At 55.1% G+C, this 19341-nt stretch carries 21 protein-coding genes; 14 read left to right on the forward strand and 7 right to left on the reverse strand.

Features of this window, described 5'->3' with window-relative positions; translation table 11 throughout:
- Positions 1 to 120 precede the first annotated feature (120 nt).
- The 6 genes from cyoA to HX778_RS09445 all read left to right on the forward strand — a co-directional run bounded on the left by cyoA (position 121) and on the right by HX778_RS09445 (position 6584).
- A complete protein-coding gene (gene cyoA / locus HX778_RS09420) occupies positions 121 to 1083 on the forward strand; it encodes a cytochrome o ubiquinol oxidase subunit II (protein ID WP_176981841.1) in 963 nt (320 codons plus the stop codon).
- Positions 1084 to 1102: 19 nt separating this feature from the next.
- Positions 1103 to 3094 carry a cytochrome o ubiquinol oxidase subunit I gene (gene cyoB / locus HX778_RS09425; RefSeq protein ID WP_154185351.1) on the forward strand — a complete coding sequence of 664 codons (1992 nt, stop codon included), beginning with the start codon at positions 1103 to 1105 and terminating at the stop codon, positions 3092 to 3094.
- Positions 3084 to 3692: a cytochrome o ubiquinol oxidase subunit III gene (locus tag HX778_RS09430; RefSeq protein WP_038475089.1), complete on the forward strand. Its 609-nt coding sequence runs from the start codon at positions 3084 to 3086 to the stop codon at positions 3690 to 3692. Before cyoB ends, HX778_RS09430 begins: the two co-directional genes overlap by 11 nt.
- Complete coding sequence (locus HX778_RS09435; protein ID WP_038475091.1) at positions 3692 to 4021, forward strand: cytochrome o ubiquinol oxidase subunit IV; 330 nt, start codon at positions 3692 to 3694, stop codon at positions 4019 to 4021. Before HX778_RS09430 ends, HX778_RS09435 begins: the two co-directional genes overlap by 1 nt.
- Before the next feature lie 11 nt (positions 4022 to 4032).
- A complete protein-coding gene (gene cyoE, locus HX778_RS09440) occupies positions 4033 to 4920 on the forward strand; it encodes a heme o synthase (RefSeq protein WP_038475093.1) in 888 nt (295 codons plus the stop codon).
- A 299-nt stretch (positions 4921 to 5219) separates the two neighbouring features.
- The gene (locus HX778_RS09445) at positions 5220 to 6584 is read left to right on the forward strand and encodes an MFS transporter (RefSeq protein WP_038475095.1); all 1365 of its coding nucleotides are present in this window, start codon (positions 5220 to 5222) and stop codon (positions 6582 to 6584) included.
- A gap of 15 nt (positions 6585 to 6599) precedes the next feature.
- Here HX778_RS09445 and HX778_RS09450 read toward each other — a convergent pair whose 3' ends face one another.
- Complete coding sequence (locus tag HX778_RS09450) at positions 6600 to 7091, reverse strand: YajQ family cyclic di-GMP-binding protein (RefSeq protein ID WP_008454581.1); 492 nt, start codon at positions 7089 to 7091, stop codon at positions 6600 to 6602.
- Between the two features lie 140 nt (positions 7092 to 7231).
- Here HX778_RS09450 and panE point away from each other — a divergent pair, with 140 nt between their 5' ends.
- A complete protein-coding gene (gene panE, locus HX778_RS09455) occupies positions 7232 to 8149 on the forward strand; it encodes a 2-dehydropantoate 2-reductase (RefSeq protein ID WP_176981905.1) in 918 nt (305 codons plus the stop codon).
- Positions 8109 to 8705, forward strand: a complete 597-nt coding sequence (gene yajL, locus HX778_RS09460; RefSeq protein ID WP_176981842.1) for a protein deglycase YajL — start codon at positions 8109 to 8111, stop codon at positions 8703 to 8705. Before panE ends, yajL begins: the two co-directional genes overlap by 41 nt.
- Positions 8706 to 9001: 296 nt before the next feature.
- On the opposite strand, the gene thiI is transcribed toward yajL, so the two are convergent.
- Entirely contained in the window at positions 9002 to 10450 is a 1449-nt protein-coding gene (thiI, locus tag HX778_RS09465) for a tRNA uracil 4-sulfurtransferase ThiI (protein WP_038482909.1), read from the reverse strand.
- A gap of 221 nt (positions 10451 to 10671) precedes the next feature.
- On the opposite strand from thiI, the gene xseB reads away from it, so the two are divergent.
- From xseB to HX778_RS09485, 4 genes are all read left to right on the forward strand, one after another.
- Entirely contained in the window at positions 10672 to 10914 is a 243-nt protein-coding gene (xseB, locus tag HX778_RS09470; RefSeq protein WP_038475099.1) for an exodeoxyribonuclease VII small subunit, read from the forward strand.
- Between the two features lies 1 nt (position 10915).
- Positions 10916 to 11815, forward strand: a complete 900-nt coding sequence (gene ispA, locus HX778_RS09475; protein ID WP_038475101.1) for a (2E,6E)-farnesyl diphosphate synthase — start codon at positions 10916 to 10918, stop codon at positions 11813 to 11815.
- 29 nt (positions 11816 to 11844) lie between these two features.
- Positions 11845 to 13707 (forward strand): 1-deoxy-D-xylulose-5-phosphate synthase, encoded by a 1863-nt coding sequence (gene dxs, locus HX778_RS09480; protein ID WP_176981843.1) that lies wholly within the window; start codon positions 11845 to 11847, stop codon positions 13705 to 13707.
- A gap of 183 nt (positions 13708 to 13890) precedes the next feature.
- Positions 13891 to 14865, forward strand: a complete 975-nt coding sequence (locus tag HX778_RS09485; protein WP_176981844.1) for an aldo/keto reductase — start codon at positions 13891 to 13893, stop codon at positions 14863 to 14865.
- A gap of 121 nt (positions 14866 to 14986) precedes the next feature.
- Here HX778_RS09485 and thiL read toward each other — a convergent pair whose 3' ends face one another.
- The 5 genes from thiL to nrdR form a co-directional block, all read right to left on the reverse strand.
- Positions 14987 to 15958, reverse strand: a complete 972-nt coding sequence (gene thiL / locus HX778_RS09490; RefSeq protein ID WP_176981845.1) for a thiamine-phosphate kinase — start codon at positions 15956 to 15958, stop codon at positions 14987 to 14989.
- A gap of 62 nt (positions 15959 to 16020) precedes the next feature.
- Positions 16021 to 16440 carry a transcription antitermination factor NusB gene (nusB, locus tag HX778_RS09495; protein ID WP_038475109.1) on the reverse strand — a complete coding sequence of 140 codons (420 nt, stop codon included), beginning with the start codon at positions 16438 to 16440 and terminating at the stop codon, positions 16021 to 16023.
- A gap of 20 nt (positions 16441 to 16460) precedes the next feature.
- Positions 16461 to 16931, reverse strand: a complete 471-nt coding sequence (gene ribE / locus HX778_RS09500) for a 6,7-dimethyl-8-ribityllumazine synthase (RefSeq protein WP_038475111.1) — start codon at positions 16929 to 16931, stop codon at positions 16461 to 16463.
- A 76-nt stretch (positions 16932 to 17007) separates the two neighbouring features.
- Positions 17008 to 18126: a bifunctional diaminohydroxyphosphoribosylaminopyrimidine deaminase/5-amino-6-(5-phosphoribosylamino)uracil reductase RibD gene (gene ribD / locus HX778_RS09505; protein ID WP_176981846.1), complete on the reverse strand. Its 1119-nt coding sequence runs from the start codon at positions 18124 to 18126 to the stop codon at positions 17008 to 17010.
- A 5-nt stretch (positions 18127 to 18131) separates the two neighbouring features.
- The gene (nrdR, locus tag HX778_RS09510; RefSeq protein ID WP_016535162.1) at positions 18132 to 18581 is read right to left on the reverse strand and encodes a transcriptional regulator NrdR; all 450 of its coding nucleotides are present in this window, start codon (positions 18579 to 18581) and stop codon (positions 18132 to 18134) included.
- On the opposite strand from nrdR, the gene HX778_RS25105 reads away from it, so the two are divergent.
- Entirely contained in the window at positions 18576 to 18704 is a 129-nt protein-coding gene (locus HX778_RS25105) for a hypothetical protein (RefSeq protein ID WP_255483372.1), read from the forward strand. The two genes, nrdR and HX778_RS25105, sit on opposite strands and share 6 nt — an antisense overlap.
- Positions 18705 to 18735: 31 nt before the next feature.
- Positions 18736 to 19296, forward strand: coding sequence for a DUF3251 domain-containing protein (locus HX778_RS09515; protein ID WP_038475115.1), 561 nt, complete (start codon positions 18736 to 18738; stop codon positions 19294 to 19296).
- The last annotated feature ends 45 nt before the right edge of the window (positions 19297 to 19341 follow it).

The raw sequence follows: 19341 nt of genomic DNA on the forward strand, positions 1-19341 counted from the left end.
GCAGAACCCGGTAACACCCTACTGACACTGCGCCATTCATGTTTACAGTAATGTAACCTTCCCGTAAAATGCCGGCACACTTTAAACGACAATAGAGCTCCCCGGAATTGAGGTCGTTAAATGAGACTCAGGAAATACAATAAAAGTTTGGGATGGTTGTCATTAATCGCAGGCGCATTTTTACTTAGTGGCTGTGATTCTGCACTCCTGGATCCCAAAGGACAGATCGGACTGGAACAACGTTCATTGATACTGACGGCCATCGGCCTGATGTTGATTGTCGTTATCCCTGCAATTGCAATGGCTATCGGTTTTGCCTGGAAGTATCGGGCTTCAAACAAAGACGCCAAATACAGCCCAAACTGGTCGCACTCGAACAAGGTTGAAGCTGTCGTCTGGACGATTCCTATCCTTATCGTTATCTTCCTCGCGGTACTGACCTGGAAAACCACTCACGCTCTTGAACCTAGCCGTCCGCTGGAACATGAAGCGAAGCCGGTGACCATCGAAGTTATCGCCATGGACTGGAAATGGTTCTTCATCTATCCGGAGCAGGGTATCGCTACGGTGAATGAGATAGCCTTCCCGGCCAACACCCCAGTGGAATTCAAAATCACCTCTAACTCGGTGATGAACTCCTTCTTTATCCCGCGCCTGGGTAGCCAAATCTACGCAATGGCAGGCATGCAGACCAAACTGCACCTGATTGCTGATGAAGCCGGCACCTACGACGGTATTTCGTCAAACTACAGCGGTAAAGGTTTCTCCGGCATGAAGTTCAAGGCAATTGCCACGCCGGACATGGACACCTTTAACCAATGGGTGGCTAAAGCGAAACAGTCTCCAGAAGTCATGAACGATATGGCGACCTACGAGAAACTGGCCGCGCCAAGCGAATACAACAAAGTCGAATACTTCTCCAGTGTTAAACCTGATTTGTTTAAAGACGTTATTAACAAATTCATGGGACACGGGAGCATGCACATGGCCAGGCCGGAAGGTGAACAGGCTTCCCATGACGATATGAAAGGCATGGAAGGTATGGAAGGCATGGACATGAGTCACGCGGAAACCTCTCACTAAGGGGCCGAGGAATAATACGATGTTCGGAAAACTTACACTGGATGCAATCCCGTACCATGAGCCAATTGTCATGGTTACGGTTGCGGCAATCATCGTCGGGGGACTGGCGCTGCTTGCGGCTATCACTTACTTCGGTAAGTGGGAATATTTATGGAAAGAGTGGCTAACTTCCGTTGACCACAAACGCCTTGGCGTAATGTACGTTATCGTCGCTATCGTCATGCTGCTGCGCGGCTTTGCCGATGCGGTCATGATGCGTAGCCAGCAGGTGCTGGCCTCCGCGGGCGAAGCCGGCTTCCTGCCACCTCATCACTACGATCAGATCTTTACCGCCCACGGCGTTATCATGATCTTCTTCGTGGCGATGCCTTTTGTTATCGGCCTGATGAACCTGGTTGTGCCGTTGCAGATTGGCGCACGTGACGTTGCCTTCCCGTTCCTGAACAACCTGAGCTTCTGGTTCACCGTTGTCGGCGTGGTGCTGGTTAACCTGTCACTGGGCGTGGGCGAATTCGCACAGACCGGCTGGGTGGCTTATCCACCGCTATCGGGCATTGAGTACAGTCCGGGCGTCGGGGTCGACTACTGGATCTGGAGTCTCCAGCTCTCCGGTATCGGTACTACGCTGACAGGTATTAACTTCTTCGTGACCATTCTGAACATGCGTACCCCGGGTATGACTATGTTCAAAATGCCGGTGTTCACCTGGGCTTCGCTGTGTACTAACGTACTGATTATCGCCGCGTTCCCAATCTTCACCGTGACCGTCGCGCTGCTGACCCTCGACCGCTACCTTGGCACCCATTTCTTTACCAACGATATGGGTGGCAACATGATGATGTACATCAACCTCATCTGGGCCTGGGGCCACCCGGAAGTTTACATCCTGGTGCTGCCGGTGTTTGGCGTGTTCTCTGAGGTGGTTGCAACCTTCTCTAAAAAGCGTCTGTTCGGTTACACCTCTCTGGTGTGGGCGACCATCGCGATTACCGTTCTGTCGTTCATCGTTTGGCTGCACCACTTCTTCACCATGGGCAGCGGTGCGAACGTAAACGCCTTCTTCGGTATTGCCACCATGATTATCGCCATCCCGACCGGGGTGAAGATCTTCAACTGGCTGTTCACCATGTATCAGGGCCGCATCGTCTTTAACTCTGCGATGCTGTGGACCATTGGCTTCATCGTCACCTTCTCTATCGGTGGCATGACCGGTGTTCTGCTGGCGGTGCCGGGTGCGGACTTCGTGCTGCACAACAGCCTGTTCCTGATTGCACACTTCCACAACGTTATCATCGGCGGCGTGGTCTTCGGTTGCTTCGCAGGTCTGACCTACTGGTGGCCAAAAGCGTTCGGCTTCACGCTGAACGAAACCTGGGGCAAACGCGCCTTCTGGTTCTGGATTATCGGCTTCTTCGTGGCGTTTATGCCGCTGTACGTGCTGGGCTTCATGGGTATGACCCGTCGTCTGAGCCAGCAGATCGATCCACAGTTCCACACCCTGCTGGTTGTTGCGGCCTGTGGTGCGGCGCTGATCGCTCTGGGCATTCTGTGCCAGCTGATTCAGTTCTACGTCTCTATCCGTGACCGCGAGCAGAACCGCGATCTGACCGGTGACCCATGGGGTGGCCGTACGCTGGAGTGGGCAACCTCTTCTCCGCCTCCGTTCTATAACTTCGCCCATCTGCCGCACGTTCACGAGCGTGATGCATTCTGGGAGATGAAAGAGAAAGGCGAAGCGTACAAACAGCCTGCGCACTATGAAGAGATTCATATGCCGCGCAACAGCGCTGCCGGTATTATCATCGCTGCATTCAGCACCGTGTTTGGCTTTGCCATGATCTGGCACATCTGGTGGCTGGCGATCGTTGGCTTTGCCGGCATCATCATCACCTGGATTGCGAAAAGCTTCGACGAAGATGTGGATTACTATGTTCCGGTGGCTGAAGTCGAAAAACTGGAAAATCAGCATTTCGAAGAACTCACCAAAGCAGGGCTGAAAAATGGCAACTGAGACTGTAAATAACGCCCACGCCGCGGAGCACGGGCACCACGATGCAGGAACCAATAAGGTCTTTGGTTTCTGGATCTACCTGATGAGCGACTGCATTCTGTTCTGTTGCTTGTTCGCGACCTATGCCGTTCTGGTGAACGGCACCGCAGGCGGCCCGTCAGGGAAAGACATCTTCGAACTGCCGTTCGTGATGGTCGAAACTGCCCTGCTGCTGGTCAGCTCCATCACCTACGGCATGGCGATCATCGCCATGAACAAAGGCAACAAAAGCCAGGTTATCTCCTGGCTGGCGCTGACCTTCCTGTGCGGTGCGGGCTTCGTAGGGATGGAAATCTATGAATTCCATCACCTGATCAAGGAAGGCTTCGGGCCGGATCGCAGCGGCTTCCTGTCAGCGTTCTTCGCGCTGGTTGGCACCCACGGTCTGCACGTCACCTCCGGTCTGGTGTGGATGGCTTTCATGATGATTCATGTTTCCCGTCGCGGCCTGACCAACACCAACCGTGCGCGTCTGATGTGCCTGAGCCTGTTCTGGCACTTCCTTGACGTGGTTTGGATCTGTGTATTCTCCGTAGTCTATCTGATGGGGGCAATGTAATGAGTCATTCAACTGAACATAGCGGCGCCCACCACGGTAGCGTGAAGACCTACATGACAGGCTTCATCCTGTCCATCATCCTGACGGCTATCCCGTTCTGGATTGTGATGGAAGGGACGGCCTCTCACGGCACCATGCTTGCCGTGGTGCTGGTGACAGCGGTAGTACAGATTCTGGTGCACCTCGTGTGCTTCCTGCATCTGAACACCTCTTCGAGTGAGCGCTGGAACCTGGTGGCCTTCGCCTTTACGGTGCTGATTATTGCCATTCTGGTGATCGGCTCGATCTGGATTATGTGGAACCTCAACCTGAACATGATGGTTCACTAAGAGCGGCATGTATGATTAAGCAATACCTGCAAGTAACGAAACCAGGAATTATTTTCGGTAATTTAATTTCTGTCATTGGGGGATTTTTACTGGCCTCGAAGGGCAGCATTAATTACCCGCTGTTCCTCTATACGCTGGTTGGCGTGTCACTGGTGGTCGCATCGGGTTGTGTCTACAACAACTTTATCGACCGCGACATTGACCAGAAGATGGAGAGAACGAAGAATCGGGTGCTGGTTAAAGGCCTGATTTCACCGAAAATTTCGCTGGTGTACGCCACCTTGTTGGGTATTGCTGGCTTCATGCTGCTGTGGTTTGGCGCTAATCCGCTGGCGATGTGGCTGGCCGTGATGGGCTTTGTGGTGTATGTCGGGGTTTATAGCCTGTACATGAAACGCCACTCTGTCTACGGCACGTTGATTGGCAGCCTGTCCGGCGCGGCTCCTCCGGTTATTGGCTACTGCGCCGTAACCAACGAGTTCGACACCGGCGCCGCTATCCTGCTGGCTATCTTTAGCCTGTGGCAGATGCCGCACTCGTACGCGATTGCCATCTTCCGCTTTAAAGATTACCAGGCCGCCAACATCCCGGTTCTGCCGGTGGTAAAAGGCATTTCCGTCGCCAAGAACCACATCACGCTGTACATCATCGCTTTTGCGGTGGCAACGCTGATGCTCTCCCTGGGCGGGTATGCCGGATACAAATACCTGATCGTCGCCGCGGCGGTCAGCGTCTGGTGGCTGGGCATGGCGCTGCGAGGCTATAAGGTGGAAGACGATAAGGTCTGGGCGCGCAAGCTGTTCATCTTCTCTATCGTGGCCATTACCTCGCTCAGCGTCATGATGTCGGTCGACTTTATGGTGCCAGACTCACATAATCTGCTGACTTACGTCTGGTAAGTCACGAAAAGCATAAAAGGGCACCTCGGTGCCCTTTTTAATTTGGTGGCAAACAAGCCAAAAACGTGGTTTTGACTTGTTTGGTTAACGCCAGAAAACTGAATCCTTTATTGTATAGTCGTTGGCGAAAAATGCTTTTAGGCATAGAGAACTCTCTCAACGCTCTGAAAGGGCACCTCGGTGCCCTTTTTTATCAATATCATCAAAGCATCCGCGCTGTAATATCTGTTAAATAACTAACGATTTACCCTCCCCTGCCCTCGCACTACACTAAGGCCGACTTTTTATCTGAGGTGGTAATGAACGATTACAAAATGACGCCCGTCGAGCTGCGAGCGACGTGGGGTTTAGGCACCGTCTTTTCCCTGCGCATGCTGGGCATGTTTATGGTATTGCCGGTTCTTACCACCTGGGGGATGGCGCTGCAGGGCGCAAGCGAAGCGCTTATCGGCCTTGCCATTGGTATCTATGGCCTGGCGCAGGCCGTCTTCCAGATCCCGTTTGGCCTGCTCTCAGACCGCATTGGCCGCAAGCCGCTGATCGTCGGCGGGCTGGCAATCTTTGTGCTCGGCAGCATTATTGCCGCCCTTAGCGACTCCATCTGGGGCGTGATTTTAGGCCGTGCGCTCCAGGGCTCCGGCGCTATCGCCGCCGCGGTGATGGCCCTGCTGTCCGATTTAACCCGCGAACAGAACCGCACCAAAGCCATGGCCTTTATCGGCGTCAGCTTCGGCGTAACCTTCGCTATCGCCATGGTGCTCGGCCCGATCATTACCCAGGCGCTTGGCCTGCAGGCGCTGTTCTGGATGATTGCCGTCCTGGCCAGCTGCGGCATTCTGATCACTCTCTGGGTGGTGCCGAATACCGAAACGCACGTGCTAAACCGCGAGTCGGGGATGGTTAAGGGCTGCTTCCGCAAAGTGATGATGGAGCCGAAGCTGTTAAAGCTGAATTTCGGCATCATGTGCCTGCATATCATGCTGATGTCCACCTTTGTCGCCCTGCCGGGCCAGCTCGAGCAGGCCGGTTTTCCAGCAGCTCAGCACTGGAAAGTGTACCTTTGCACCATGCTGATTTCGTTTGTTTCGGTGGTGCCGTTCATCATTTATGCCGAAGTTAAACGCCGCATGAAGCACGTGTTTGTGGGCTGCGTGGCGGTGCTGCTGATTGCCGAGATCGTGCTTTGGGGCGCAGGCCCGCATTTCTGGGATTTGGTGATTGGCGTGCAGCTGTTCTTCCTCGCGTTCAACCTGATGGAAGCTATTCTGCCCTCGCTTATCAGCAAAGAATCTCCGGCGGGCTATAAAGGCACCGCGATGGGGATCTACTCCACCAGCCAGTTTATCGGCGTGGCTATCGGCGGGTCGCTCGGCGGCTGGCTGAACGGGCTGTTTGATTCACAAACCGTCTTCCTGGCGGGCGCGGTGCTGGCAATGGTCTGGCTATTCGTCAGTTGGACGATGCAGGAACCACCGTACGTCAGTAGCCTGCGTATTGAGCTACCGGAAAGCAGCGTGAACGACGAGAATTTGCGGGAAAGGCTGCTGGCTCAGCCGGGCGTGAGCGAAGCGAATATCATTCCAGAAGAACGCAGCGCGTATGTGAAAATCGACAGCAAGCTGACGAACAGATATGAGATTGAGCAGGTGGTGAAAGGGGCGTAAACGCCCCTCAAACCATCAGTCGCGGAAGTTCTTAAACTGGAACGGCTGCCCCAGATTGCCGCCACGAATCAGCGCCATTACTGCCTGTAAATCATCGCGAGCCTTACCCGTGACGCGGATCTCTTCGCCCTGGATCTGGGTCTGAACCTTTAGCTTGCTATCTTTAATCAGCTTAATGATTTTCTTAGCAACGCTTGCTTCAATACCCTGTTTCAGCTTAGCTTCCACGCTCCAGGTTTTGCCGCTGTGAACAAACTCTTCAGGCACATCAATAGAACTGCCTTCGATGCCGCGCTTAAGCAGCTTGGCGCGCAGGATATCCAGCAGCTGGTTTACCTGGAAGTCAGATTCGCTGGCGACTTTAATGGTCTGATTTTTTTCATTCAGCTCAAAGCTTGCCGGCACGTTGCGGAAGTCAAAACGGGTGGCCAGCTCGCGCTCGGCGTTTTCTACCGCGTTGTTCACTTCCTGCAGGTCGATTTCAGAAACGATATCAAAAGATGGCATGTGTTTTCTCCCTCTCTGGTTTGCGTTGCATAATACCCGCTGGACGGCGCAAAACAACCTGTTAAAGAGCTGGAAAGTCGATAACGCTATAATAGAAAGTAAGTTTAGCATTCGCGAAGTCGGCGAATGGGGAGGCAATGATGAAAATCACCGTGCTGGGTTGCGGTGCGCTGGGTCAGCTTTGGCTGGCAGCACTACATAAACAAGGCCATGAGCTTCAGGGCTGGCTGCGCGTACCGCAGCCGTACTGCCACGTCAATCTGCTTGATAATACTAACGGTAGCGTTTTTAACGAGTCCTTCACGGCTAACGATCCCGAATTTCTCGCCACCAGCGATCTCTTATTAGTGACGCTCAAAGCCTGGCAGGTTTCCGATGCCGTGCGCACGCTGGCCGCTCAGCTACCTTCAAGCTGCCCTATCCTGCTGCTGCATAACGGCATGGGCACGCTGGATGAGCTAGGCGGTTTGCCTCAGCCCTTATTGCTTGGGTTAACGACTCAGGCGGCTAAAAGAGACGGCAATGTGATTGTTCATGTGGCCACAGGCACCACCCACGTCGGCCCCGGCAACGCGAAAGCCAGCGACTATAGCTACCTTGCAGATATGCTGCATGCCGCGCTACCGGACGTCGCATGGCACAATAATATCCAGCCGGCAAGCTGGAACAAACTTGCGGTAAACTGCGCGATCAACCCACTGACCGCGCTGTACGACTGTTCTAATGGCGAACTGAAAAACCACGCAGAAGAAATTGCCAGCATCTGTGAAGAAGTGGCGCAGGTGATGGAGCGTGAGGGGCACCATACCTCGCAGCAAAGCCTTCTTGATTACGTCTGGCAGGTCATTGATAGTACTTCAGAAAACACATCATCGATGCTGCAGGATATCCTCCTGGAGCGCCACACGGAAATTGACTATATCACCGGCTACCTGCTGCGCAGAGCGAGAGCACACGGCATCCCTGTGCCGGTGAACGCCCGCCTCTATGAGCAGGTTAAACGTAAGGAGAATGAATATGAGCGCACAAGCGCTGGTCTGCCTGGCACCTGGCACTGAAGAGACCGAAGCGGTTACGACTATCGATCTGCTGGTCCGGGCCGGAATCAAGGTGACGACGGCAAGCGTAGCCCCCGACGGCGACCTGAAAATTGTTTGCTCACGCGGCGTGAAGCTGCTGGCGGATGCGCAGCTGGTTGAGGTTGCCGACGGTGACTTCGACATCATCGTGCTGCCCGGCGGCCTTAAAGGCGCTGAATGCTTCCGCGACAGCCCATTACTGGTCGAAACCGTACGCCAGTTTCATCTGTCTGGCCGTATTGTGGCGGCGATTTGCGCGGCAGCGGGGACGGTGCTGGTCCCGCACGAGCTGTTCCCGATAGGCAACATGACCGGTTTTCCTGACCTGAAAGACACCATCCCGGAAGGGCAATGGCAGGATAAACGCGTTGTCTGGGACCCACGCGTCAACCTGCTCACCAGCCAGGGGCCGGGAACCGCGATTGATTTTGCGTTGAAGATTATCGACCTGCTGGTGAGCCGCGAGAAGGCTCATGAAGTGTCGCAGCAGCTGGTGCTGGCTGCGGGGATTTATAGCTTCAGGGATTATCAGTAAGAGCCCCTCACCCTACCCCTCTCCCCAAAGGGGAGAGGGAACCAGAACGGTGTTCTTACTCTCCCCAAAGGGGAGAGGGAACCAGAACGGTGTTCCTCCTCTCCCCAAAGGGGCGAGGGAACCAGAACGGTGTTCTTACTCTCCCCAAAGGGGAGAGGGAACCAGAACGGTGTTCCTCCTCTCCCCGAAGGGGCGGGGAGACTAACCCGAATTCTCCCTCTCCCTTTTAGGCAGGTATAACAACCTGAATTCTCCCTCTCCCTTTTAGGGAGAGGGCTGGGGTGAGGGTCAGTCCTTTACGGGCGGTACACCTTAATATTCTTGAAGCCCTGCTCGCTCAGGTACAGCGCCTGCAGGCGGCTCATCACGCCGCGCTCACACCACAGCAGGTAGGTTTTGCTCTGGTCCAGATCGCCAAACTTGGTGCTCAGCTTGTAGAACGGCAGCGCCACAACCTCAACGCCTTCCTGTACAAAAGGTTTCTCGTCCACTTCGTCGTTGGAACGAATATCCAGCAGCACCTCGTTTGGCCCAAACGCTTTAACCGTTTCGACTTCAACCACTTCCTGCTGAGTCTGGGTCGCAATATCGCGGATATCGATATTGGTCGCTTCCGCAACCACGCGCTCCAGAATAGAGAAGTCGAACTTCTGCTCTTCTTCTTCAATCTTCGCCTTCACCGCTTTTACAGTTGGGCTTTTCGAGATAACGCCACAGTATTCTGGCATGGTGCGGGCAAAATCAGCGGTACCGATTTCGCGCGCCAGATCGATGATGTGCTCTTTGTCGTGAGAGATAAGCGGACGCAGGATCAGCGTATCGGAAACGTTATCGATCAGGCGCAGGTTGGTCAGCGTCTGGCTGGATACCTGGCCTAAAGCTTCACCGGTCACCAGGGCCTGAACGCCATAGCGCTCGGCAACCTGAGAGGCCGCACGCACAAACATACGCTTCAGCACTACGCCCATCTGGCCATCTTCAACTTTCTCGAGGATCTCGCCGACCACCGGCTCAAAGTTGATCGCCACGAAGCGCACGCGGTGAGAGCTGCCGAAACGGTTCCACAGGTAGTGAGCCACCTGCTTAACGCCGATTTCGTGCGCGGCACCGCCAAGGTTAAAGAAGCAGTAATGCACGCGACAGCCGCGACGCATCAGCATATAGCTGGAAACGCCGGAGTCGAAACCACCGGAAATCAGCGACAGCACGTCTTCCTGGGTACCAATAGGGAAACCGCCGATGCCTTCGTAGCGGCCTTTAACCAGCAGCAGGCGATCGTTTTCGATCTCCAGGTTAACCGTCACATCCGGATCGTTGAGCTTAACGCGCGCGGATTCAATGTGCTGATTCAGGCCGCCGCCAACGTAGCGCTCAACCTCAATAGAGCTAAATTCGTGTTTACCGCGACGTTTTACGCGCACGCAGAAGCTCTTACCTTCCAGCTTATCGCGATAAAGTTCCAGCGCCTGCTCAAAGATGTTATGCATGTCGGTGTACGGTACATCCTCTACTTCAAGGATGTGATGAATACCCGGAATGCGGGTCAGCGCTTCACGAATCGCGATACGCTGGTTTTCATCTTTGGCGCGAACTTCGATGTTGTCCCAGTGGCGAACGACCGCCAGGCTCTCGTCGTAGTGTTTTAAAACGTTACGAATATTCCCGGTGAGCATCTTAATAAAGCGAATGCGCACAGATTGGCTCTTGATGGTGATTTCCGGGAACAATTTAATGATAAACTTCATGGCGGTAAGGGTTCGTTTAGTCAGCCGGGCTGACTGCGCAGCACGCGGGCATAAAAAGAAGTACTTGCAGCGGCGTAATGCCACCTGCATCCGAGGCGCGCAAGTATATCACCATCCCGCAAAGACTGCGCACCTTAACCGACTTGCACGAGCCTGCTTGATAATCACATTGACTCCGCTACCATGTCGGCGTCGAATTAAAACAGAGTCAGACATTCACTATGCCGAAAAAAACTGAATCCCCGGCCAGCTTCGAAACCGCGCTGGTCGAACTGGAGCAAATAGTTACTCGTCTGGAAAGCGGCGACCTCGCCCTGGAAGAGGCGTTAAACGAATTTGAACGCGGCGTGCAGCTGGCTCGCCAGGGGCAAGTGAAACTCCAGCAGGCGGAGCAGCGCGTACAGATCCTACTGAGCGACAGCGAAGACGCCTCTCTGACTCCTTTTACCCCGGACGCCGAGTAACATGGATTTCAATCAACAGCTTCAGGCCCATGTTGTTCGGGTCAATGACGCCATTTCACGCTTTCTGGCGCCGCTGCCGTTTCAGAACAGTCCACTGGTTGAAGCGATGCACTATGGCTCACTATTAGGCGGTAAGCGCCTGCGCCCTTTCCTGGTGTACGCCACCGGTGAAATGTTTGGCGTAGCGGACGAAGCGCTGGATGCACCGGCCGCCGCCGTGGAATGTATTCACGCGTACTCCCTGATCCACGATGATTTACCGGCGATGGACAACGATGATTTACGTCGCGGTCAGCCAACCTGCCACATTAAATTTGGCGAAGAGAACGCAATTCTGGCCGGCGACGCCCTGCAAACGCTGGCGTTTTCTATACTGAGTGATGCGCCAATGCCGGGCGTTGAGATTGCCGATCGCTTAGCTATGGTTTCAGAACTGGCAACCGCCAGCGGCGTGGCGGGCATGTGCGGCGGTCAGGCGCTGGATTTGGCCGCCGAAGGCAAGCAAATTGATCTGGCGGCGCTGGAGCGTATCCATCTGCATAAAACCGGTGCTCTGATTCGCGCGGCGGTTCGCCTGGGCGCATTAAGTGCCGGAGAGCGAGGGCGCAAAGCCCTGCCGATTCTGGATCGCTATGCCGCAAGTATCGGCCTCGCCTTCCAGGTGCAGGATGATATTCTCGACGTGATTGGTGATACCGCTGTCATTGGCAAACGCCAGGGGGCCGATCAACAGCTGGGCAAAAGTACCTACCCGGCGCTGCTGGGGCTTGAACAGGCTCAGGCAAAAGCGCAGGATCTCTATCAGGAAGCACTGCAGGCTCTGGCCGAGCTTGCTGAGCTGTCGCTGGACACGGCGGCACTGGAAGCGCTGGCAAACTACATTATCCACCGTGATAAATAACGCATAACAACGATGAGTTTAGATTTCTGATGAGTTTTGATATCGCCAAATACCCGACCCTTGCTCTGGTGGATGCCAGCCCGGATCTGCGAGTGCTGCCTAAAGAAAGCTTACCTAAGCTTTGCGATGAGCTGCGCCGCTATCTGCTAGACAGCGTAAGCCGTTCCAGCGGGCACTTTGCCTCCGGACTTGGTACGGTCGAACTGACCGTGGCGCTGCATTACGTCTATAACACGCCGTTCGATCAACTCATCTGGGACGTAGGCCACCAGGCCTATCCGCACAAAATTCTGACCGGCCGCCGCGATAAAATTGGCACCATTCGCCAGAAAGGTGGCCTGCATCCGTTCCCGTGGCGGGCGGAAAGCGAGTACGACGTGCTGAGCGTGGGTCACTCCTCCACCTCTATTAGTGCAGGCATCGGGATCGCCGTTGCCGCGGAAAAAGAAGGTAAAGACCGTAAAACCGTCTGCGTGATCGGCGACGGTGCAATCACCGCCGGCATGGCCTTCGAGGCGATGAACCACGCGGGCGATATCCGCCCGGACATGCTTGTCGTGCTTAACGATAACGAGATGTCGATTTCCGAGAACGTAGGCGCGCTGAACAACCATCTGGCGCAGCTGCTTTCCGGCAAACTTTATTCGACGCTGCGCGAAGGCGGCAAGAAAGTCTTCTCTGGCGTACCGCCGATTAAAGAGCTGCTGAAGCGCACCGAAGAACACATCAAGGGCATGGTCGTGCCGGGTACGCTGTTTGAAGAACTCGGCTTTAACTACATCGGCCCAATCGACGGCCATGATGTGATTGGCCTGGTGAATACGCTGAAAAACATGCGCAGCCTGAAAGGCCCGCAGTTCCTGCATATCATGACCAAAAAAGGGCGTGGCTACGCGCCTGCGGAAAAAGATCCGATCAGCTTCCACGCCGTACCAAAGTTCGATCCGCAGAGCGGAACGCTGCCGAAAAGCACCGGCGGCCTGCCGAGCTACTCGAAGATTTTCGGCAACTGGCTGTGCGAAACCGCAGCCCACGATGACAGGCTGATGGCCATCACCCCGGCCATGCGTGAAGGCTCCGGCATGGTGGAGTTTTCGCGCCAGTATCCTGCCCAATATTTTGACGTGGCGATTGCCGAACAGCACGCGGTGACCTTCGCAGCAGGCCTGGCGATTGGCGGCTATAAGCCGGTCGTTGCCATCTACTCCACCTTCCTGCAGCGTGCTTACGACCAGGTGATTCACGACGTGGCCATTCAAAAGCTGCCGGTGATGTTCGCCATCGATCGCGCCGGGATTGTCGGTGCCGACGGCCAGACGCATCAGGGCGCCTTTGATATCTCCTTCCTGCGCTGCATTCCGGACATGGTTATCATGACCCCGAGCGACGAAAACGAATGTCGCCTGATGCTGCATACCGGCTACCACTACAGCGAAGGCCCAAGCGCCGTACGCTATCCACGCGGTACCGGTACCGGTGCAGAGCTTGCTCCGCTAACCGAGCTGCCTGTCGGTAAAGGCGTGGTGAAGCGCGAAGGCGAAAAAATTGCGCTGCTGAACTTTGGGACTTTGCTACCAGAAGCCGCCGCCGCCGCCGAAGCACTCAACGCCACGCTGGTCGATATGCGTTTTGTTAAACCGCTGGATGAAGCACTGATTCTGGAGCTTGCAGCAGGCCACGATTCACTGGTGACCATTGAAGAAAACGCCATTATGGGCGGAGCTGGGAGCGGCGTGAACGAAGTACTGATGGCGCACCGCAAACCTGTGCCCGTACTCAACCTCGGCCTGCCTGATTTCTTCATTCCTCAGGGTACCCAGGAAGAAGCGCGCGCCGCGATTGGCCTTGATGCCGCCGGTATCGAAGCTAAGATTCGGGGCTGGGTAAGTTAACTTCATCCGTACACTAAATAATTCAATCCACAGCACGACGGCAAGTGAACATATCCCGATGAGCTTACTCAGGTAAGTGATTCGGGTATGAGAGCGCCGCCAACACCGCTGTGGTTTGAAGTATGACGTGTACGGCCTGCTATGCTTTTAGGATAACCCTACAACATAAGCAGGAGCGACATCGTGCAATACACCCCGTTAGGCACCACCGACCTTAAGGTTTCCCGTCTTTGCCTCGGCTGCATGACCTTTGGTGAACCCGATCGCGGCAGCCACGCCTGGACGCTTCCCGAAGAAAGCAGCCGGGAAATCATCCGCCACGCGCTGGATAAAGGGATCACCTTCTTCGATACCTCGAATAATTACTCCGACGGCAGCAGCGAAGAGATCCTGGGCCGTGCGCTGCGTGATTTTGCCCGCCGCGAGGATGTCGTCGTGGCGACTAAGGTTTACAACAAAGTCGGCGATCTCCCTCAGGGCCTCTCTCGCCCACAGATCCTGCGTTCGATTGACGATAGCCTGAAACGCCTCGGCACCGACTATGTCGATCTGCTGCAAATCCACCGCTGGGACTACGACACGCCCATTGAAGAGACGCTTGAGGCGCTTAACGACGTGGTTAAGGCCGGTAAAGCACGCTACATCGGCGCCTCTTCAATGCGCAGCGATCAGTTCGCACAGGCCCTGGCTTTGCAGTCTCAGGCAGGTTGGGCGCGGTTTGTCACCATGCAGGATCATTACAACCTGATTTACCGCGAAGAAGAGTTGGATATGCTGCCGCTGTGCTACAAAGAAAAAATAGCGGTGATCCCCTGGAGCCCGCTCGCACGAGGCAAGCTGACCCGCCCGTGGGGCGATACCACGGCAAGATCTGTTTCAGATGAAGTTGGGAAGTCGCTGTACCAGACGAATAATGAAAACGACGCGCTTATCGCTGAACGGCTGGCAAACGTCGCGGCCGATAAAGGCGCTTCACGCGCGCAGGTAGCGCTGGCATGGCTGCTCAGTAAACCGGGTATCGCCGCGCCCGTTATCGGCCCATCAAGGCAGGAACAGCTGGATGATTTACTGGGTGCCGTAGATTTAACGCTGAAGCCGCAGGAGATTGCCGAGCTGGAGACGCTTTATCAGCGCCATCCCGTGGCGGGATATAAATAATGCCCTCCCCTTGCCGATCAACGTTATCAGCTGGGGATTTTGCTCCCTCTCCCCTTTAGGGCGCTTTTAAATCCCCTCTCCCTTTTAGGGAGAGGGTTAGGGTGAGGGTCACCGTCAGCCACTAAGAAAAGTGGTCGTAACCCTGCATCTCAAGCGCCACAGGCTTACCTTCTCGGATAAACTGCAGCCCTTCAGACGCAGAAATAATCTGCCCAATACAGGTATAAGGCACGCCCAGGTTACCGATAGCCACTTCCAGCGCCCCGCGATTTAGCTCCGGCACGGTGAAGCACAGCTCATAGTCCTCACCGCCTGACATCGCCCATTTCAGCGCCTGTTCCGGCTCTACGTGCTCACGCAACGCTTCGGAGTAAGGCAGCAAATCAAGATCGATACGTGCCCCGCAGCTGCTGGCCTTCAGGATATGGCCGAGGTCGGAAATCAGGCCATCTGAAAGATCGATAGCGCTGTTGGCCAGATCGCGCAGCGCCTGGCCGTGTAAAACGCGCGGCATTGGCCGCAGATGCCGCTTGAGCAGGTAATCCGCATGCTGCGCGTTCGCTACCTGCAGTCGTTCCTGCAGAATCGCCAGGCCAGCCGCGCTGTCACCCGGCGTACCGGTGACATAAATCCAGTCTCCGGCTTTTGCACCGCTGCGCTTAAGCGCCCGACCAGCAGGGATCATGCCGTGGATGCCCAACGTCAGGGAAAGTGGGCCACGGGTTGTATCGCCGCCAATCAGCTGCATATCGTAATAATCCAGCTGCTCAAACAGGCTATCGCTGAACGCTGCAAGCCACGCGTCATCCACTTCAGGGAGCGTTATTGCAAGCGTAAGCCAGGCCGGATCTGCGCCCATGGCGGCCAGATCGCTTAGATTCACCGCCAGTGCTTTGTAGCCCAAATCGCGCGGATCGATATCCGGCAGGAAGTGATTGCCGCTGACCAGCGTATCGGTGCTGATAGCCAGCAGCTGTTTTTCGGGTACCGACAGCAACGCACAATCGTCGCCGATACCGGCTTCCACATCACGACGGGAACTTGTTACGCGATCGAAGTAACGGGCAATCAGGGAAAACTCACCGCATGCCATGCGTGATACCTCAAGAATGTCAGTTGCAGAAAAAATGTGGCCGGGAAAACCCGGCCAGGAGATTACTTCTTGTGGGGACGAATAGCGGGAGCGGCTTTGTCGAGAACGCCGTTAACGAACTTGTGGCTGTCTTCGGCGCCGAAGGTTTTCGCCAGTTCAATCGCTTCGTTGATGGCCACTTTGTACGGCACATCGTCACGTTTGGACAGTTCAAACAGCGCAATGCGCAGTACCGCTTTTTCCACCTGACCCAGCTCTTCAAGCAGACGAGACAGGTAAGGCTTCATCAGCCCATCCAGATACTCGCTGTTGGTAGCCACACCGCTCAGCAGCTCGCGGAAATAGACAACGTCAACGTCTTTGACGTCCTGTTCCGCCAGGAACTGGTATTCGACATCAGCGATATCGTTTTTAGACAACTGCCAGGAGTAAAGCGCCTGGACGGCACACTCACGGGCGCGGCGACGAGCAGCAGGTTTCACAGATTTCCCCTTACAAAAAATCAGGCCTTAATGGCTTTCAATACATTAATCATTTCAAGCGCGGTCAGTGCAGCTTCTGCACCTTTGTTACCGGCTTTGGTGCCAGCGCGTTCGATGGCTTGTTCAATGCTTTCAGTGGTCAGCACGCCGAAGGCAACGGGAATGCCGTTGTCCTGGCCTACGCTTAACAGACCGTTGCTGGCACCGCCGGCAACGTATTCGAAGTGCGCAGTGCCTCCGCGAATCACGGTACCCAGCGCGATAACCGCATCGTATTTACCGGTTTTCGCCAGCGCATCAGCGGCCAGTGGCAGCTCGTAAGCGCCCGGCACCCAAACTACGGTGATGTTTTCGTCTTTCACCTGGCCGATGCGTTTCAGGGCGTCGATAGCACCTTCCAGCAGGCTGTCATTGATGAAGTTGTTAAAACGCGCGATGGTGATGGCGACGCGAGCGTCAGGAGTAGCAACGGCAGCTTCAATAATGTTCATAATCTTCCTTTACGGGTTCTGTTTAGCCCCGCAGGGGGGCGGATTTTATCATAATCTTTTCGTGGCTGCTTACGTTTTACTGGCGTCCGTAAACGGGCGTCAGGTGCAGACACAAATCAGGGCCAACCTGCCGGACTTCGCTAAAGCTAAACTCCGGTACATCAGCAAGTTTTTCAAGGCCAGGAAGCTCGCACAATCCGCGGGCATCATTGCCTAATAGTTTTGGCGCGACGTAGACAATAAGCTCATCCACCAGGCCTGCCTGCAGCAGCGCACCGGCAAGCGTTGCCCCCGCCTCAACCCAGACAGAATTCACCTGGCGTTTGCCAAGCTGCATCATTAGCACCACCAAATCAAGATGGCCGTTATGTTCCGGAACCAACAGCTGTTCGACGTTTTCCGGCCAATGTTGTTCATCGGCATGGCAGCGGGCAAGCCACGTTTGCCCAGGGTTAGCGATAATTTGATGCTGCGGCGTCACGCGGTTTTGGCGATCAACCACGATGCGAACAGGCTGGCGCAAATCCTGTTGAGCATAAATCGCCTGGCTGGCGCTATCCAGTTCATCCCAACGTACCGTTAATGACGGGTTATCCGCCAGCACGGTGGCGCTGCTTGAGAGGATAGCGGCACTTTGTGCGCGCTGACGCTGAACGTCGCGACGCGCCTGAGGAGAAGTAATCCACTGACTCTCCCCGCTCGCCATTGCGGTACGTCCGTCCAGCGAAACGCCGAGTTTAAGCTGGATAAACGGGAAACCGGTGCGCATACGCTTGAGGAAACCACGGTTCAGGGCTTCGGCCTCGTTCATCATTAAGCCATGGCTGACTTCGATGCCAGCCTGCTGCAGGCGATAGAGGCCACGCCCGGCAACCTGCGGATTCGGGTCCTGCATGGCGGCAACAACGCGAGATACGCCTGCGGCAATTAAGGCGTCGCAGCACGGTGGCGTGCGGCCATGGTGGCTACAAGGTTCGAGCGTTACATAGGCCGTCGCGCCTCGCGCCTGCTCGCCAGCCATACGCAAAGCGTGTACTTCCGCGTGAGGTTCACCGGCGCGCAAATGAAAACCTTCCCCGACAATTTCGCCGTCTTTGACAATCACGCAGCCGACATTCGGGTTCGGTGCCGTGGTAAAACGTCCGCGCTTCGCCAGCTCCAGCGCACGAGCCATAAACTGTTCATCAAGGGACATCGGCATTAATCCTGTAAACGGGCGATTTCTTCACCAAACTCTTTGATATCTTCAAAGCTACGGTAGACCGAAGCGAAGCGAATATAGGCGACTTTATCCAGCTTTTTGAGCTGCTCCATCACCAGGTTGCCGATGAGTTTACTCGGGACTTCACGTTCTCCGGTTGCTCGAAGGTGCGACTTAATATGGCTGATCGCCATTTCCACATCGTCAGAGTTAACCGGGCGCTTTTCCAGCGCTTTCAGGATGCCGCTGCGCAGCTTATCTTCGTTAAACGGCTCGCGCACCTCATTGCTCTTCACAACTCTTGGCATCACCAGCTCCGCAACCTCAAAAGTCGTGAAGCGTTCGTGACAAACCAGGCACTGGCGCCGACGGCGTACGGAGGAACCTTCACCCACCAGGCGAGAGTCAATAACTTTGGTGTCCACGGCGAAACAGAATGGGCAATGCATAGCGTTTCCTGCTGGGATTATAAAGATGAACAACAGTTTACCGCGAAGTCGCGGGAGTACAAAGACAGCACCGGCCCCGACGGCGTTAAATATGACTTTTCAAGCGCGGGGAACTACGCTTAAATCAGCGAACGAAAACAAGGAAAAACCAACCATGACAAAGACTTACTTAAGAATTATCCTGGTTTCAAGCCTGATGAGCCTCACCGCCTGCGCCCAGCAAACCGAAGTGCGTCAGATGCGCAGCCAGATTGGCTCGCTAAATCAGGAGATGACGAAACTCAGCCAGCAAACGGTGAAGCTTACCCAGCAAAACGCCCTGAACGCGAAGTCCACCAGCGGCGTTTATCTGCTGCCAGGTTCAAACACGGCGGCTCGCCTGAACAGCCAGATTGGTAACCTGAAAATGTCGCTGACCAATATCTCGGCAGAAGCTAACGGCACCCGCGCCACGCTGCTGATCCAGGGTGAATCTAACGATCCGTTACCGGCCTTTAGCGGAAAAGTAGAATGGGGCCAGATCCAGGGCACCACGGACAGCTTCCAGGAAGTTAACGTGCAGACTCAGCAAATAGACGCCCCGGCCAGCATTCTTGCACCCAGCGATGTGTCGATTCCGCTGCGCCTGTCCGGAATTACGCCTGAGCAGTTAGGTTTTGTACGCATTCACGATATTCAGCCGGTTTCTGCCGCACAGCCAGCGCCAGCCCGGTAGCCCTCCACTCCCTTGCCTGGCGAGGGAGTTCGTCACACTCTTTCA

Origin of the sequence: Cedecea sp. P7760 (assembly GCF_013386425.1) — a bacterium.
Taxonomy (GTDB): domain Bacteria; phylum Pseudomonadota; class Gammaproteobacteria; order Enterobacterales; family Enterobacteriaceae; genus Cedecea; species Cedecea selenatireducens.

Bases quoted from the DNA above. Each gene is read 5' to 3' on its own strand.
- cyoA (WP_176981841.1), top strand. From the start codon at position 121: ATGAGACTCAGGAAATACAATAAAAGTTTGGGATGGTTGTCATTAATC.
- HX778_RS25105 (WP_255483372.1), top strand. From the start codon at position 18,576: ATGCATAGCGTTTCCTGCTGGGATTATAAAGATGAACAACAGTTTACC.
- thiL (WP_176981845.1), bottom strand. From the start codon at position 15,958: ATGGCATGCGGTGAGTTTTCCCTGATTGCCCGTTACTTCGATCGCGTA.
- nrdR (WP_016535162.1), bottom strand. From the start codon at position 18,581: ATGCATTGCCCATTCTGTTTCGCCGTGGACACCAAAGTTATTGACTCT.
- cyoE (WP_038475093.1), top strand. From the start codon at position 4,033: ATGATTAAGCAATACCTGCAAGTAACGAAACCAGGAATTATTTTCGGT.
- HX778_RS09515 (WP_038475115.1), top strand. From the start codon at position 18,736: ATGACAAAGACTTACTTAAGAATTATCCTGGTTTCAAGCCTGATGAGC.
- yajL (WP_176981842.1), top strand. From the start codon at position 8,109: ATGAGCGCACAAGCGCTGGTCTGCCTGGCACCTGGCACTGAAGAGACC.
- cyoB (WP_154185351.1), top strand. From the start codon at position 1,103: ATGTTCGGAAAACTTACACTGGATGCAATCCCGTACCATGAGCCAATT.
- ispA (WP_038475101.1), top strand. From the start codon at position 10,916: ATGGATTTCAATCAACAGCTTCAGGCCCATGTTGTTCGGGTCAATGAC.
- HX778_RS09435 (WP_038475091.1), top strand. From the start codon at position 3,692: ATGAGTCATTCAACTGAACATAGCGGCGCCCACCACGGTAGCGTGAAG.
- ribE (WP_038475111.1), bottom strand. From the start codon at position 16,931: ATGAACATTATTGAAGCTGCCGTTGCTACTCCTGACGCTCGCGTCGCC.
- ribD (WP_176981846.1), bottom strand. From the start codon at position 18,126: ATGTCCCTTGATGAACAGTTTATGGCTCGTGCGCTGGAGCTGGCGAAG.
- panE (WP_176981905.1), top strand. From the start codon at position 7,232: ATGAAAATCACCGTGCTGGGTTGCGGTGCGCTGGGTCAGCTTTGGCTG.
- HX778_RS09430 (WP_038475089.1), top strand. From the start codon at position 3,084: ATGGCAACTGAGACTGTAAATAACGCCCACGCCGCGGAGCACGGGCAC.
- thiI (WP_038482909.1), bottom strand. From the start codon at position 10,450: ATGAAGTTTATCATTAAATTGTTCCCGGAAATCACCATCAAGAGCCAA.
- dxs (WP_176981843.1), top strand. From the start codon at position 11,845: ATGAGTTTTGATATCGCCAAATACCCGACCCTTGCTCTGGTGGATGCC.
- HX778_RS09450 (WP_008454581.1), bottom strand. From the start codon at position 7,091: ATGCCATCTTTTGATATCGTTTCTGAAATCGACCTGCAGGAAGTGAAC.
- HX778_RS09445 (WP_038475095.1), top strand. From the start codon at position 5,220: ATGAACGATTACAAAATGACGCCCGTCGAGCTGCGAGCGACGTGGGGT.
- xseB (WP_038475099.1), top strand. From the start codon at position 10,672: ATGCCGAAAAAAACTGAATCCCCGGCCAGCTTCGAAACCGCGCTGGTC.